15 protein-coding genes are annotated in these 15,553 nt (G+C 58.7%); all 15 read right to left on the bottom strand.

Going from position 1 to position 15,553, the window contains the following annotated elements:
• Nucleotides 1-5: 5 nt before the first annotated feature.
• A complete protein-coding gene (locus ACFO6X_RS01145) occupies nucleotides 6-1,307 on the bottom strand; it encodes a Glu/Leu/Phe/Val family dehydrogenase (protein ID WP_382429209.1) in 1,302 nt (433 codons plus the stop codon).
• Between the two features lie 37 nt (nucleotides 1,308-1,344).
• Nucleotides 1,345-2,073 (bottom strand): amino acid ABC transporter ATP-binding protein, encoded by a 729-nt coding sequence (locus tag ACFO6X_RS01140; RefSeq protein ID WP_382429207.1) that lies wholly within the window; start codon nucleotides 2,071-2,073, stop codon nucleotides 1,345-1,347.
• A gap of 23 nt (nucleotides 2,074-2,096) precedes the next feature.
• Entirely contained in the window at nucleotides 2,097-2,777 is a 681-nt protein-coding gene (gene gltK, locus ACFO6X_RS01135; protein WP_382429205.1) for a glutamate/aspartate ABC transporter permease GltK, read from the bottom strand.
• A 1-nt stretch (nucleotide 2,778) separates the two neighbouring features.
• Nucleotides 2,779-3,516, bottom strand: a complete 738-nt coding sequence (locus ACFO6X_RS01130) for an amino acid ABC transporter permease (RefSeq protein WP_382429203.1) — start codon at nucleotides 3,514-3,516, stop codon at nucleotides 2,779-2,781.
• A gap of 59 nt (nucleotides 3,517-3,575) precedes the next feature.
• Nucleotides 3,576-4,466: a glutamate/aspartate ABC transporter substrate-binding protein gene (locus ACFO6X_RS01125; protein WP_382429201.1), complete on the bottom strand. Its 891-nt coding sequence runs from the start codon at nucleotides 4,464-4,466 to the stop codon at nucleotides 3,576-3,578.
• Between the two features lie 201 nt (nucleotides 4,467-4,667).
• On the bottom strand, nucleotides 4,668-4,844 hold the full coding sequence (locus ACFO6X_RS01120) for a hypothetical protein (RefSeq protein ID WP_382429199.1): 177 nt from the start codon (nucleotides 4,842-4,844) through the stop codon (nucleotides 4,668-4,670).
• A 9-nt stretch (nucleotides 4,845-4,853) separates the two neighbouring features.
• Nucleotides 4,854-5,777 (bottom strand): UDP-3-O-acyl-N-acetylglucosamine deacetylase, encoded by a 924-nt coding sequence (gene lpxC / locus ACFO6X_RS01115; RefSeq protein WP_382429197.1) that lies wholly within the window; start codon nucleotides 5,775-5,777, stop codon nucleotides 4,854-4,856.
• Nucleotides 5,778-5,882: 105 nt separating this feature from the next.
• A complete protein-coding gene (ftsZ, locus tag ACFO6X_RS01110) occupies nucleotides 5,883-7,115 on the bottom strand; it encodes a cell division protein FtsZ (protein WP_382429195.1) in 1,233 nt (410 codons plus the stop codon).
• A 105-nt stretch (nucleotides 7,116-7,220) separates the two neighbouring features.
• Nucleotides 7,221-8,450 carry a cell division protein FtsA gene (ftsA, locus tag ACFO6X_RS01105; RefSeq protein ID WP_382429193.1) on the bottom strand — a complete coding sequence of 410 codons (1,230 nt, stop codon included), beginning with the start codon at nucleotides 8,448-8,450 and terminating at the stop codon, nucleotides 7,221-7,223.
• 33 nt (nucleotides 8,451-8,483) lie between these two features.
• The gene (locus ACFO6X_RS01100) at nucleotides 8,484-9,269 is read right to left on the bottom strand and encodes a cell division protein FtsQ/DivIB (protein WP_382429191.1); all 786 of its coding nucleotides are present in this window, start codon (nucleotides 9,267-9,269) and stop codon (nucleotides 8,484-8,486) included.
• On the bottom strand, nucleotides 9,266-10,270 hold the full coding sequence (locus tag ACFO6X_RS01095) for a D-alanine--D-alanine ligase (RefSeq protein WP_382429189.1): 1,005 nt from the start codon (nucleotides 10,268-10,270) through the stop codon (nucleotides 9,266-9,268). Before ACFO6X_RS01095 ends, ACFO6X_RS01100 begins: the two co-directional genes overlap by 4 nt.
• Nucleotides 10,271-10,274: 4 nt before the next feature.
• Nucleotides 10,275-11,705 carry a UDP-N-acetylmuramate--L-alanine ligase gene (gene murC, locus ACFO6X_RS01090; RefSeq protein ID WP_382429187.1) on the bottom strand — a complete coding sequence of 477 codons (1,431 nt, stop codon included), beginning with the start codon at nucleotides 11,703-11,705 and terminating at the stop codon, nucleotides 10,275-10,277.
• Entirely contained in the window at nucleotides 11,702-12,766 is a 1,065-nt protein-coding gene (murG, locus tag ACFO6X_RS01085; protein WP_382429185.1) for an undecaprenyldiphospho-muramoylpentapeptide beta-N-acetylglucosaminyltransferase, read from the bottom strand. Before murG ends, murC begins: the two co-directional genes overlap by 4 nt.
• On the bottom strand, nucleotides 12,763-14,028 hold the full coding sequence (ftsW, locus tag ACFO6X_RS01080; protein WP_382429183.1) for a putative lipid II flippase FtsW: 1,266 nt from the start codon (nucleotides 14,026-14,028) through the stop codon (nucleotides 12,763-12,765). The genes murG and ftsW overlap by 4 nt, the downstream gene beginning before the upstream one ends.
• On the bottom strand, nucleotides 14,028-15,548 hold the full coding sequence (gene murD / locus ACFO6X_RS01075) for a UDP-N-acetylmuramoyl-L-alanine--D-glutamate ligase (RefSeq protein ID WP_382429181.1): 1,521 nt from the start codon (nucleotides 15,546-15,548) through the stop codon (nucleotides 14,028-14,030). The genes ftsW and murD overlap by 1 nt, the downstream gene beginning before the upstream one ends.
• Nucleotides 15,549-15,553 lie beyond the last annotated feature (5 nt).

Genomic DNA, 15,553 nt, shown 5'->3' with positions numbered 1-15,553 from the left:
CTTGCTCAGGGATACAGCCCACGTTGCTCACGGGCCGCCAGCACCCGGTGGCAGGCAATGATGAAGGTGGCCGTGCGCAACGAGACCCCGCGCTCGGTGGCCATTTTCCAGATGCCATCAAACGCCCCCACCATGATGCGTTCCAAGCGGCTGTTGATTTCTTCTTCGCTCCAAAAGAAGCTAGAGAAATCCTGCACCCACTCAAAATAAGACACCGTGACGCCCCCAGCATTGGCTAATACGTCAGGCACCACCAAAATCCCGCGCTCACGCAGAATATCGTCTGCCGCTGGAGTGGTTGGGCCATTGGCACCTTCCACAATGATTTTGGTGCGCAACTTTTGGGCGCGCTCTGGCACGATCTGGCCCTCCAGCGCCGCAGGAACCAAGAAGTCGCTCTCGAGCAGCCAGAAGTCTTCCGACGAAATCGGGGACGCACCACCAAAGCCCGCCAACCCACCGTGGGCCTGGGCATAAGCCAACGCAGCGGGCACATCCATACCCGCCTCGTTGGCCAGCGTGGCAGAGTGGTCTTGCAAGGCCACCACTTTCGCACCCGCCTCATGGAACATGCGCGCAGCAATTCCCCCCACATTGCCAAACCCCTGCACCACCACCCGCGCCCCAGCAATGGCCACGCCCATGCGCTGGCCTGCCTCACGCGCTGCAATAAAAACACCGCGCCCAGTGGCCTCGTGGCGGCCCAATGAGCCCCCCAATGACACCGGCTTGCCTGTCACAACGCCGGTGGCCGTGCCACCAACATTCATAGAATAGGTGTCCATCATCCAAGCCATCGTCTGCTCGTTGGTGCCCACATCCGGTGCCGGAATATCTTTTTCTGGCCCGATGATGACGCCAATCTCTGAGGTATAGCGGCGGGTAATGCGCTGCAACTCATCGCGTGAATGCGCGCGAGGGTCCAACCGGATGCCCCCCTTGGCCCCGCCGTAGGGCAGGTTCAGGGCCGCGTTCTTGACGGTCATCCAGCCCGACAGGGCCATGACCTCGTTGAGCGTGACGGCTGGGTGGTAACGCACACCGCCCTTGCCCGGCCCACGCGACATGTTGTGCTGCACGCGGTAGCCTTCGTAATGGGCCACAGTGCCATCGTCACGCACGATGGGCACATCCACAATCAAGATACGTTTGGGGTGCTTGAGGGTATCGATCCACTTGGCCAATGAGCCTAAGTGGGGGGCTACACGGTCAATCTGCTCGATAAAGCTGGCCCACGGTTCAGGTGCGGCCGGGTCAAGAAAGGACAGGCTGTCTGTGCGCTGGTGGTTGGTAGTGATCTGGTTCATTTTTGTCTCCTGTGGTTATTTTTTGTCGTCTTGCGGCTCAGTGTTGCAAGATTTTTGCAAGGAACTGGCGCGCCCGCTCCGACTGCGGATTGCTGAAGAAGGCTTCTTTCTGGTCGTCTTCAATAATGCTGCCTTGATCCATGAAGATCACCCGGTTGGCCACCCGCTTGGCAAAGCCCATTTCGTGGGTCACGCACATCATGGTCATGCCCTCTTGGGCCAATTCAGTCATCACGTCCAGCACCTCGTTGACCATCTCGGGGTCGAGTGCCGAGGTCGGCTCATCAAACAACATGCAAATCGGGTCCATCGCCAGCGCCCGGGCAATAGCTACACGTTGCTGCTGGCCTCCCGAAAGCTGGCCCGGAAATTTATGTGCATGGGCTTTCAAGCACACACGGTCGAGCAGCTTCAAGCCCTTCTCCCGTGCTTCGTCTTCAGAGCGGCCCAAGACCTTGACTTGGGCCAGACTCAGGTTGTCGGTGATGCTCATGTGGGGAAACAGCTCGAAATGCTGAAACACCATGCCCACATGCGCCCGCAGTTTGGACAGGTTGGTGCCCGCAGCGCCCACCGAGGTGCCATTGACCACAATCTCACCCGACTGGAACGGCTCCAAGCCATTCACACATTTGATGAGTGTCGATTTGCCCGAGCCCGAAGGGCCGCACACCACGACCACTTCGCCTTTATTGATCGTGGTGGTGCAATTTTTGAACACCTGAAAAGCCCCGTAGTGCTTGCCCACATTAGAAATCTGGATCATGAAAGTCTCCTAAGGTACGGCGCTCAGGCCGGACGGTGTTTTTTCTGTAGCTGCTTGACCAGCATGGAAATCGCAAAGCAGATGACAAAGTAGACCAGCCCCGCAAACAACAGCAGCTCAATCAGACGGCCATCGCGGTCGCCCACCTTGTAGGCCGCGCCAAAGAAGTCGGCCAGCGCCGAAACGTAGACCAGCGAGGTATCTTGGAACAAGATCACGCCTTGGGTCAGCAGCGACGGCACCATGTTGCGAAACGCCTGCGGCAAAATGACAAAGCGCATCGCTTGTGGGTAGTTCATGCCCAACGCATAGCAGGCACTCAATTGCCCCTTGGGCACACTCTGAATACCAGCACGGATGATTTCTGAGTAATACGCAGACTCAAACAGGGCAAACCCAGCCATCGCCGAGGCCAGACGCAAATCGGTGCCAGGTGGCAAGCCAAACAGCTCCTCAATAAAGCGCGGCACGATCAAGAAGAACCACAGCAGCACCATGACCAGCGGAATGGCACGGAACAGGTTGACATAGCCCGCCGCAAAAACCGACAGCCAGCGCACCGACGACAAGCGCATCATCGCCAGCAAAGTACCCCAAACAATGCCCACCACCATCGCGATGAACGTGATCTTGAGCGAGGTCTGCATACCCTCCCAAAGGAAGGGCAGTGCTCCGGGAATGGAAGACCAATCGAATTCATGCATGTCACTTTCCTCCCAAGTAGCCGGGCACCCGAATGCGGCTCTCGACTTTTTTCATCGCAGCCATCACCGTCACATTCAGCAACAGGTAAGCCAACGTGACCGCAATGAAGGACTCATAGGGTTGCGCTGTGTAATCGACCAACTGGCGCCCTTGGGCCGCCAACTCCAACAAGCCGATGGTGGAGCACACCGCCGAGTTTTTGAAGATATTGAGAAACTCCGACGTCAGTGGCGGCACCACGACCCGAAAGGCCATGGGCAAAATCACGAAGCGGTAGGTTTGGGGCAACGTCAGGCCCAGTGCCAGCCCTGCATTGCGCTGGCCGCGCGGCAACGACTCAATACCAGCCCGCACCTGCTCAGCCACGCGCGCGCTGGTGAACAAGCCCAAACAAATCATGGAAGCCAAAAACTGCTGCAGCACCGGGTTCGATTGCTTATAGGCATCACCCAAGGCAGGCGGCAACAATTCGGGCAAGATAAAGTACCAGCCAAACAATTGCACCAGCAGCGGCACGTTGCGGAACAACTCCACATAGGCACCCGCCAAACCTGCCAACACCCGATTGGGCGCTGTGCGCAGCACCCCCACCACGGCCCCCAGCAATAGCGCCAGCAGCCAGCCTGCCAGTGACAGCGAGACCGTCATTTGCAGACCCGCCAACATCCAGCCCAGATAGGTGTCATCCCCGCTGGCACTGGGCTGCAGGAAGACCGTCCAATTCCATTGATAGCTCATGCGATCTCCTTGTCCAGGCACCCGCAGCCCCCCAGGGCTGCGAGCGACCCAGTCCGCTGTTAATCGAAGAACTTATCGTTAGGAGCCTTGAGCAGCGCCTTCATGTCTTCAGACATGGGCATATTGAGATTGAGTCCCTTGGGGGGGATAGGGCTGGTAAACCACTTGGCGTAAATCTTGGTAGCCTCACCAGAAGTCATGGCCTTGGCCAGGGCCGTGTCTACCACGCGCTTAAAGCCGGGGTCGTCCTTGCGCAACATGCAGCCATAGGCTTCTTTGGACTGTGCAGTGCCGGTGACCATCCAGTCATCGGGTTTACGCGCCTTGGCCATTTCGCCATAAAGCAGGGCATCATCCATCATGAAGGCCACTGCACGACCACTCTCCAGTGTCAAGAAAGATTCACCGTGGTCTTTGGCCGAGATGATGTTCATGCGCATCTTCTTATCCTCGTTCATCTTGCGAATCAGACGCTCAGACGTGGTACCCGCCGTAGAGACCACATTTTTGCCTGCCAAGTCTGGAAAGTCTTGAACACCCGATGTCTTCTTTGCCATCAGACGGGTGCCAACCACAAAGATGCTGTTAGAGAACGCTACCTGCTTTTGCCGCTCACTGTTGTTGGTAGTGGAGCCGCATTCAATGTCTACCGTGCCGTTTTGAACCAACGTAATGCGGTTGGCCGAAGTCACTGGCATCAACCGGGTATCGAGCTTGGCCAGTTTGAGTTCAGCCTTCACGCCCTCAACCACCTTGAGCATCAGCTCGTGCGAATACCCAATGACTTGCTGCTTGTCATCGTAGTAAGAAAAGGGAATGGAGGATTCCCGATGACCAAGCGTGATGGTGCCACTGTCTTTGATCTTCTTGAGGGTCGGCGACTCCTGCGCCTGAACACCAGAAGCCAAGGTAGCAGCAAGCACAGTAGCGATGAGGGCAATGTTTTTCATGGGTTTGTCTCCAAAACAGGTGAAAGCCGACTGCCGGCTTCACGCTCTTTGTTTCGCAAACACTGTGCCAGTGTGTGCCGCCCACATTAACCATCTAACCTATTGATTTCAATAGATAAAATTTAGACGCAACACCCGACCATCTCGGATTTCCGGCAATGCAACACTACAAGCCATCGGATTTCCGACACAGCCCCTCGCTTAAAACACCCGTTCTGCAATCAATACCGCAAAGAACAACGTAGCGGCAATCGACGTCCACTTCAGCACAATAAAGCCTAATCGCTTGTAGTAGGCCCGGCCTGTTCCCACATAAAAAGCAAAACACACTGCTGCCACGATCAACAGCAAGATCACCAGCCAGCGAAACAGCAGCATCGCACCACCTTACCAAGCACGCGCAGGCAGGGCAAAACCCTTGGGTGCCTGACGCTCGCTGTCAAAGCTCACCCATTCCCAAGCATCGGGCTGGGCCTGCAACTCGCGCAGTAACAGGTTGTTGAGCGCATGGCCGGAGCGAAAGGCACTGTAAGCCGCCAGCAGGGGTTTGCCAATCAGGTACAAATCCCCCATGGCATCCAAAATCTTGTGCTTGGCAAACTCATCGTCATAGCGCAAGCCATCGGCATTGAGCACCTTGTAGTCATCCATGACGATGGCGTTGTCCAGTCCGCCCCCCAGCGCCAAGCCGTTGGCGCGCATCATTTCTACATCTTTGGTAAAACCAAAGGTGCGGGCGCGGGCAATATCGCGGCTGTAGTTGCCACTGCCCAAGTCAAACTCTACGCACTGGCCCGTGGAATCCACGGCCGGATGGGCAAAATCGATCTCAAAGCGCAGTTTGAAGCCGTGGTAGGGCTCCAACCGCGCCCATTTGGCTTGTACGCCCTCGCCCTGAGACACCTGCACCGGGCGCGTGACCCGAATAAAACGCTTGGGCGCATTTTGTAAGGCGATGCCCGCACTTTGCAACAAAAACACAAAAGAGGCTGAAGATCCATCCAAGATGGGAACTTCTTCCGCAGTGATGTCCACATACAGGTTATCAATACCCAAACCTGCACAAGCCGACATCAAATGTTCCACCGTATGCACCTTGGCATGGCCCGCAGAAATCGTGGAGGCCATGCGTGTGTCTGTCACGGCGGTGGCCGAAATCGGAATATCGACGGGCTCTGGCAAGTCGATGCGGCGAAAGACGATGCCGGTGTCGGGCTGGGCTGGTCGCAGGGTGAGCTCTACCCGTTGACCACTATGAAGACCCACGCCGACAGCACGGGTCAGCGTTTTGAGAGTACGTTGCTGGAGCATAGGCCGATTTTAGTTTTTGGGGACAACAACGCACAGGCTTTGCCCCCAAAACCTTGACTATGGCAACGATAAATACCCCGCGCGCAGCCCACGCGCTCTACAAGATCAGTCGGCCTGTTTGCGCAGGAACGCTGGAATCTCCAGATCGTCCATGCCACCGGAGGACAGCGCGTCGACCCTGGCTGCAGCCTGATTGCGGTTGGTACGCCAAACGCTGGGCACAGCCATACCGTGGTAGTCGGCTCCCGCTGCACTGCCAGCGCCCAAGCCAGAGCCTCCCCCCATGCTGCCACCCAAGCCCGCCACTTGGTAGGCTACGTTGTCAGTGCCAGTGCGCAAACCGCCTTGCACCACCTGAATGTTTTGGCGGCGGGCATTTTGGCGCGACAGGCCGGTGGCAACCACTGTGACGCGGATGGCATCGCCCAAAGTTTCGTCGTAAGCCGCACCGAAGATGACGTGGGCATCTTGCGAGGCATAGGCATTGATGGTGTTCATGGCCAAGCGCGACTCAGACAGCTTGAGGCTGCCCTTGCTGGCGGTTACCAACACCAATACGCCCTTGGCACCAGACAGATCAATGCCTTCCAGCAGCGGGCACGCAATGGCTTGCTCGGCGGCAATACGGGCACGGTCGGGACCGCTGGCAGTAGCCGTTCCCATCATGGCCTTGCCCGGCTCACCCATCACGGTACGCACGTCTTCAAAGTCGACATTGACTTGGCCGTACTCGTTGATGATTTCGGCAATACCACCCACGGCGTTGCGCAGCACATCATTGGCATGGGCAAAGGCTTCGTCTTGGGTGACCTCGTCGCCCAGCACGTCAAGCAGCTTTTCGTTGAGCACAACGATCAGCGAATCGACGTTTGACTCCAGCTCGGCCAAACCATTGTCGGCATTTTGCATCCGGCGATTGCCTTCCCAATCGAAGGGCTTGGTAACCACGCCCACGGTGAGAATGCCCATCTCTTTGGCCACCCGTGCAATCACCGGCGCAGCGCCAGTGCCGGTGCCGCCGCCCATGCCTGCGGTAATAAACAGCATGTGCGCGCCCTGAATAGCAGCACGGATATCGTCAATGGCGGCTTCGGCGGCCTCACGGCCTCTCTCGGGGCGGCTGCCCGCACCCAAGCCGTTTTGGCCCAGTTGAATAATGCGGTGGGCAGAACTGCGGTTGAGTGCCTGTGCGTCGGTGTTGGCACTGACAAACTCGACACCTTGCACATGGCGTGCAATCATGTGTTCTACCGCATTGCTACCACCACCACCGACACCAATGACCTTGATCTGCGTGCCTTGGTTGAATTCTTCCACATCGATGATTTCAATTGGCATGTTGTTGGTGCTCCTGACCCTGAATGGTATGCGCTGGCAAAAGTAAATAAAAGGTAAAGACCGTGTTTTTTTGCCGCGCAGTGTACGTCCTCGCGCGCTTCACGATCAGAAATTTCCTACGATGAATTCTTTGAACCGGCCAAAGACGGTCTGTACCGTGCCGGTTTTCTGTGCCACCTTGAAACCACGCATGCGCGCCAAACGCGCTTCTTCGAGCAGCCCCATTACGGTGGCAGCACGCGGTTGGGCCACCATGTCGGCCAGGGCGCTGGAATATTTAGGAATGCCCCGGCGTACTGGCTTCAGGAAAATGTCCTCGCCCAACTCCACCATGCCCGGCATGACGGAACTGCCGCCAGTCAGTACGATACCCGAAGACAGCACTTCTTCATAGCCAGACTCGCGAATCACCTGTTGCACCAGCGAGAATATTTCTTCTACGCGCGGCTCCACCACGCCAGCCAGTACCTGGCGGCTCAACATGCGTGGGCCCCGGTCACCCAGACCGGGGACTTCTACTTGGGCTTCAGGGTCGGCCAGCATCTGCTTGGCATAGCCACTTTCTACCTTGATGTCTTCGGCATCCTTGGTGGGGGTGCGCAACGCCATCGCAATATCGCTGGTAATCAGATCGCCCGCAGCCGGAATGACGGCTGTGTGTCGAATGGCCCCCCCCGTGAAGATGGCAACATCGGTCGTGCCAGCACCGATATCCACCACCGCCACACCCAGCTCGCGCTCGTCGTCGGTGAGCACTGCTTGGCTGGAAGCCAGTGGGTTCAGCAGCAGTTGCTCCACTTCCAGGCCGCAGCGGCGCACACACTTGATGATGTTTTCGGCGGCACTTTGTGCCCCAGTCACAATGTGGATTTTGGCTTCGAGACGAATACCGCTCATGCCAATGGGCTCTTTGACGTCTTGGCCGTCAATCACAAACTCTTGCGGCTCCACCAACAGCAGGCGCTGATCGCTGGAGATGTTGATGGCCTTGGCAGTCTCGACCACACGGGCTACGTCGGCAGCTGTGACTTCCTTGTCTTTGACAGCCACCATTCCACTGGAATTCAAGCCCCGAATATGACTGCCCGTGATGCCTGTGTAGACCCGCTGGATCTTGCAGTCGGCCATCAACTCGGCCTCTTTGAGGGCCAGCTGGATGCTTTGCACGGTGGCATCGATATTGACAACCACTCCACGCTTGAGGCCGTTACTGGGGGCCACGCCCAAACCCACCAACTTGAGGGCACCACTGGGCAACACTTCAGCCACCACCGCCATGATCTTGGCCGTACCGATGTCCAGCCCGACCACCACATCTTTGTATTCTCTTGCCATATCCGTGTCTGCCTTTTGTTGTCCTGTGCCGCCTTATTTGCGCGCTGTTGATGCAGTGCCCGGTGCCACTGTGGTTACACCACGCAAACGCACGGCGTAACCACCACTGTGGCGCAAGTCTGCCGACTCCAATGCATCGGGCTTGCGCCCATAGTGCGCTGCCACCTGCGCCAGGGTGCTGACAAAGCGTTGAGCACGCTGCTCCACCTCTTGGGCGCTCCCCCCCCCCAATTCCACCACGGCGCCGCCTTGGAAGGTGACCTTCCAGCCGCCACGCCCCGAGAGCTCTAACGTCTTGATAGGTGCCCCCAGCAGGGTCTGTAAACGTTGGTACATCTGCCAGACTTGCGTCGATTGGTCTTGCGGGCCATGCAGACGGGGCAGATCATCCAGGTCAGCCTCGTCACCATTGGCCTCGAACACCTCGCCCTGGCTGTTGACCATTTCTTCGCCCGACTCCCGGCCCCAGTGCGCCACGGCATGGTGCTCTTGCAGCACCACTTCCAGAGTGCGCGGATACTGGCGACGAATCTGGGCCTTGCGCACCCAAGGCACCTGTTCAAAAGCTTTGCGGGCCGCTTGAAGATCCACGGTAAAAAAGTTGCCAGTAAGCTGGGGCGCCACGTTGGCACGCAAGGTGACGGCATTGTTATGCACCAGTTCACCCTGTACCACAATCCGCCCAATGGCAAATGCCGGGTGACGCAGCGCCCACCAAGCCCCGGCTGCCAGCACCAGCACGACGCAGCCCAAAAACAAGACCGAGGCGGCCAGGTTCATGAGCCGGACGTCCAGCGGTGCGGGCAGTGTGTCTGTCATGCAGCGTCTCCAGACCGCACAGTGGCGGTGTGACGGTCTTGCAGTGGTGTGTCGAGGGTCGCTTGGGCCAGCAGGCGCAAGCACAGGTCTTCATAACTGATGCCCGCCGCACGGGCCGACATCGGCACCAAAGAATGCCCGGTCATGCCCGGCGAAGTGTTGATCTCCAGCAGAAACGGCTGGCGATCGGTAGCACGGATCATGATGTCGGCTCTGGCCCACCCCCGGCAGCCCAAGGTACGAAAAGCCTGCACCACCAGTTCTTGGATGGCTTGCTCCTCGACTGCGGGCAGACCACTGGGGCAGTGGTATTGGGTGTCGTCGGTAAAGTATTTGTGCTCGTAGTCATAGTTGCCTTGGGGGGCCACGATACGAATCACGGGCAAGGCTTGGGCGCTGGCGGCTTCGCCCAGAATCGGGCAGGTGGTCTCATCACCGGCAATAAATTGCTCGCACAGCACTTCGGGGTCATAGCGCGAAGCAAGCTGATAGGCTTGGGCGCACTGCGCCACATCGGTCACTTTGGTCAGGCCGATGGTGGAACCTTCGCGGGCAGGCTTGACGATCATGGGCGCACCCAGTGCTTGCAAAGCCTGTTCGGTCTCTGTGGCGTTGGCTACCAAACGCCAATCAGGGGTAGGCAAACCCTCGGCCCGCCACAGGCGTTTGGTCATGATCTTGTCCATGGCAATGCTGGAGGCCAGCACGCCTGAGCCAGTGTAGGGAATGCCCAGTAGCTCAAGCGCACCTTGCACCGTGCCATCTTCGCCGTGGCGGCCATGCAGGGCAATAAAACAGCGGCTGTAGCCTTGGCGTTTCAGGTCGCCCAAGTCGTTGTAGGCCGGGTCAAACAGGTGGGCATCCACACCCCGCGCACGCAATGCCTGCAAAACGCCACTGCCCGACATGAGCGAGACGTCGCGCTCGGCGGAACTGCCCCCCATCAAGACGGCCACTTTGCCCAGTGCCGCCACATCGATATTGACATCCAGGAGACTCATTCCTTTACTCCGATGCTGCGATCAGCAGCTCTTGATTCTGTAGCAAATCCACCACTTTTGCGGCCACGGCACCGATGGTGCCAGCCCCCATACACAGCACCACATCGCCCGGCTGCACCTGATCGACAATGGTTTGTGGCAAATCTGTCACATTGTCAACAAACACGGGCTCAATGCGCCCGGCCACACGCAAAGCACGGGCCAAAGCGCGGCCATCAGCAGCCACCAAAGGCGCTTCACCAGCGGCATAAACCTCTGTGAGCAGCACGGCATCGGCACTGCCAATGACCTTGACGAAGTCCTCAAAACAGTCGCGGGTACGGGTATAACGGTGGGGTTGGAAAGCCAGCACCAAACGGCGCCCCGGAAAGGCACCACGCGCTGCCGCCAGTGTGGCGGCCATCTCGACCGGGTGGTGGCCGTAATCGTCTATCAGGGTAAAAACACCGCCACCGGCAGGTGCAGGCCAGTCGCCATACCGCTGAAAACGCCGTCCCACCCCCCGAAACCCTGCCAATGCCCGCAGCAGTGCCTCATCAGAAATGTTCAACTCTACCGCCACCGCCACCGCAGCCAAGGCATTGAGCACATTGTGCTCTCCTGCCAAGTTGAGCACGACGTCCAAATCGGGCAAGGTGACGCCATTGCGCCGTTGCACGGTAAAGTGCATCTGCCCAGCTTGGGCTCGCACATTGACGGCACGGACTTGGGCATCTTCGGCAAAGCCATAGCTGGTGATGGGGCAGGTGACTTCGGGCAGGATGTCACGCACCGCAGGGCTGTCAATGCACAAAATGGCCGTGCCATAGAAGGGCATCCGGTGCAGAAAATCAACAAATGCTTTTTTCAGCCGGCCAAAGTCGTGGCCGTAGGTTTCCATGTGGTCGGCATCGATGTTGGTAACGACTGCCATCACGGGCAGCAGGTTCAGGAACGAGGCATCGGACTCGTCGGCCTCCACCACAATGTATTCTCCACTGCCCAGTTTGGCATTGGCTCCCGCACTGTTGAGGCGCCCACCGATCACAAAAGTGGGGTCTAGGCCACCTTCGGCCAGCACACTGGTCACCAGGCTGGTGGTGGTGGTTTTGCCGTGGGCTCCAGCAATAGCAATACCTTGCTTCATGCGCATCAGCTCGGCCAGCATCAGGGCACGGGGCACCACCGGGATTTTTTTGGCCCGGGCTGCCTGCACTTCAGGATTGTCGGATTGCACAGCGGTGGACGTCACTACAGCATCGGCACCGGCAATATGGGCAGCATCATGGCCTAGATAGGTGCTGATACCCAGCCCTTGCAAACGGCGCAGGGTGGCGCTGTCGGCCAAATCGGAACCAGAGATGGTGTAGCCCAAGTTGTGCAGCACTTCGGCAATGCCGCTCATGCCCGAGCCACCCATGCCGACAAAATGGATATGTTGAACCGCGTGTTTCATGCCAGCAACGCCTCACACGCACTGACCACCACCAGTGTGGCTTCTGTTTTTTGCATTTCTTTGGCCTTGATTGCGCGCTGCAACAGGGTTGGGCGCTCTAGGGTTTGTAACATTTTGGCCAGCATCTGCGCTGACAACTCGGGCTGTGGCACCAACCAACCCGCACCTGCATCCACCAAAAAGCGCGCATTGGCAGTTTGGTGGTCGTCTACGGCTGCCGGGAAGGGGACAAAAATGGCCGCCGCGCCAATGGCGGCGATCTCCGTCACTGTGCTGGCGCCCGCACGACAGACGATCACATCGGCATCAGCAAAAGCTTGGGCCGTATCCTCAATGAATGGTGTGAGGGTGGCTTCAACGCCCGCAGCAGCATAGTGGGCACGCAGGGCGTCAATTTGCGCCGCACCACTTTGGTGTGTGACCACGGGCCGCTGCCCCGCAGGCAACAAGGCCAGCGCCTGAGGCACTACCTCGTTCAGTGCCTTGGCCCCCAAGCTGCCCCCCACCACCAACAGGCGCAACGGCCCGCTGCGCCCTAGAAAACGCTCTGCAGGAGCGGCGTGCTGCAAAAAAGCAGCCCGCAAAGGATTACCCACCCAGTGTCCTTGGGCAAACACGCCCGGAAAGGCCGTGAACACTTGGTCGGCCACACGGGCCAACAGCTTATTGGCCATGCCAGCGACGGAGTTTTGCTCATGCAGCACCAAGGGCTTGCCTGATAGCCGTGCCGCCACGCCCCCCGGAAAGCTGATGTAGCCCCCCAGACCGACCACTACGTCGGGCTGCACCCGGCGCACCACAGCCAGCGCCTGCCCCACTGCCGTCAGCAAGCGCCAAGGCAACAGAGCCAAGGTTTTGAGGCCTTTGCCGCGCACACCAGAAAAATCTATGGTCTCGAGCACAAAACCTTGCGGGGGCACCAAGCGGGCCTCCATGCTGGCGGGCGCACCCAACCAATGCACCTGCCAACCACGCTCACGCAGTGCCTGTGCCACCGCCAACCCTGGAAAGATGTGCCCGCCCGTGCCACCGGCCATGACAAGTGCCGTTTTCTGCTTCATGCGTGACCTCCGCGCATGAGTAATTTATTTTCGTAGTCCACACGAAAAACCACGGCCAATGCCACCAAATTCATCAAGATGGCCGATCCACCAAAGCTCATCAACGGCAAGGTCAAGCCCTTGGTAGGCAGGGCTCCAAGATTCACCCCCATATTGATGAATGCCTGAAAACCCATCCACATCGCCACCCCTTGTGCAACCAAACCAGAAAACACCCGATCCAGCGCAATCGCTTGGCGACCAATGTGCATGATGCGCCGGGTGAGCCAGAAGAACAGGGTGATGAGCACCAACACCCCAATCAGACCAAATTCCTCGCCAATCACTGCCAGTAAAAAGTCGGTATGCGCTTCGGGCAGCCAGTGCAGCTTTTCAACGCTGCCACCGAGTCCTACCCCAAAAATCTCGCCCCGACCAATGGCGATGAGGGAGTGCGACAACTGGTAGCCTTTGCCCAGCGCATGCTTCTCGCTCCACGGATCGAGGTACGCAAAAATACGCTCGCGTCGCCAATCAGAGAACCACACCATAGCGGCAAAGGCCAGCACCAAAATAGCCGCAATCATGAAGAACATGCGCGCATTGACCCCTCCCAAAAAGAGGATGCCCATTGCGATCACGGCAATCACCATAAAAGCGCCCATGTCTGGCTCGGCCAGCAACAATGCGCCCACAATCGCCACCGCAGCGCCCATCGGCAGCACAGCACGGAAGAATCGCTCCTTGACTTCCATCTTGCGCACCATGTAGTCGGCGGCATAGATCAGCACCGCGAACTTGGCCAACTCTGACGGCTGAAAATTCATCACTCCCAACGACAACCAGCGCCGGGCTCCATTGACTACCGTGCCCACATGGGGAATGAGCACCAGCACCAACATGAACAAAGCCAACAAAAAGAGGCTGCGTGCATGGCGCTCCCAAACCACCATCGGGACTTGAAAAGCCATCAGCCCGGCAACAAACGCCATCACCAAGGCAAAGATATGGCGCACCAAAAAATGGGTAGGTGCAATCTTGCCAAAACGGGGGTTGTCTGGCAGGGCAATGGAGGCCGAATAGACCATCACCAGCCCCCAGGCCAGCAACGCCACGACCACCCACAGCAACGCCTGATCAAACCCCAACACACTGGCCGGTGTGGTGGAGGTCTGACGGTACTCCATGCCACCGACCCGCACAGGCAGGCCATCGGCAGCCTGCGCCTGGGCAGGCTGAAACCAGCCCCGAATACGGTGGTGCAGACCGATGCGCTCGTCCATCACAGCCCGCCTCCCAGCGTCTGACCACATTCATCGGCCAAAGTTTGCACGGCTTCGCAAAACACCTGGGCGCGGTGCGCGTAGTCTTTGAACATATCCAGACTGGCGCAGGCAGGCGACATGAGCACTGCATCCCCTGCAAGTGCTTGCTGTGTGGCCTGCTGCACGGCCTCGGGCAGGGTGGCTGCCCGCAACAAGGGGACGCCCGTCTCTTGCAGGGCAGCCTGAATCTGCGGTGCATCACGCCCTATCAGCACCACCGCACGCACATGGCGGGCCACGGGCACGGCCAATGGGGCAAAGTCTTGGCCCTTGCCATCGCCCCCCAAAATGACGACCAAGCGCCGGTCGGCCCCCAAACCTGTGAGTGCCGCTACAGTGGCCCCCACATTGGTGCCCTTGCTGTCGTCAAAGTATTCAATTCCATTGACCAGCCCTACCGACTCCACACGGTGCGGCTCACCCTGGTATTCACGCAAGCCATACAGCATCGGGGCCAGCGCACAACCTGCCGACTGGGCCAAGGCCAGAGCCGCCAGCGCATTGATGGCGTTGTGCCGCCCGCGGATGCGCAAGGCATCGGCAGGCATCAAGCGTTGGATATGCAGCTCCTCTGGCTCTTGGGCCGTACGGCTGCGCTGGCGTGTCTCGTCAGCCAGTGCTGCCCGCACAAGCCAAGCCATGCCACCAACCGTTTCGATACCAAAGTCGCCAGGGCGCCGGGGCAGATCGCCACCAAAAGTGACATGGGCCCGCTGCGCGGTTTTTTGCAGCTTGGTACGTACTGGCGCAGGCAACATAGCCATGACGGCTGCATCTTCGCGATTGAGCACCATCAGCGCATTGGCTCCAAAAATGCGCGCCTTGGCATTGGCGTAGGCCTCCATGCTGCCATGCCAATCGAGGTGGTCTTGTGTAACGTTCAACACAGCGGCAGCGGTGGGCTCAAAGCCAGTGACGCTGTCTAACTGAAAGCTCGACAGCTCCAACACCCACACATCGGGCAACGCAGAGGCCTCTAACCGTGCTGCCAGCGTATCGAGCAGCGTGGGGCCAATGTTGCCTGCCACCGCCACCGTTTTGCCTGCACGCTCAACCAATTGCCCGGTGAGTGAGGTAACAGTTGTCTTGCCATTGGTGCCCGTGATCGCCAGCACTGCGGGGGCGTAACCTTGGCGGACCTGCAAGTCCTGCAAGGCCAGAAAGAACAGGCTCAACTCTCCCCCAGTGACAATACCGCTGGCACTGGCAGCCACCAACACCGGAGCCACTGCATCGGGGCTGAGGCCGGGCGAGCGGTACACCGCTTGCACTGGCTGCCCTTGCACCAGATCGGCACTGAACGGGCCCGCTACAAACGCCACCTGAGGCCACTCGGCCTGCAAGGTTTCTAACTGGGGTGGCTGGGCACGGGTATCAGCCACGGTGACATGGGCACCTGCACGCGCACACCAACGTGCCATCGCCAAACCCGAAGCCCCTAGGCCCAGAATCAAAATATGCTGGTCTTGCAACGACATGGCAG

Origin of the sequence: Giesbergeria sinuosa, from assembly GCF_042652905.1 — a bacterium.
GTDB classification, from domain to species: Bacteria; Pseudomonadota; Gammaproteobacteria; order Burkholderiales; family Burkholderiaceae_C; genus Simplicispira; species Simplicispira sinuosa.
This window is presented reverse-complemented; position numbering and strand designations above follow the sequence as displayed.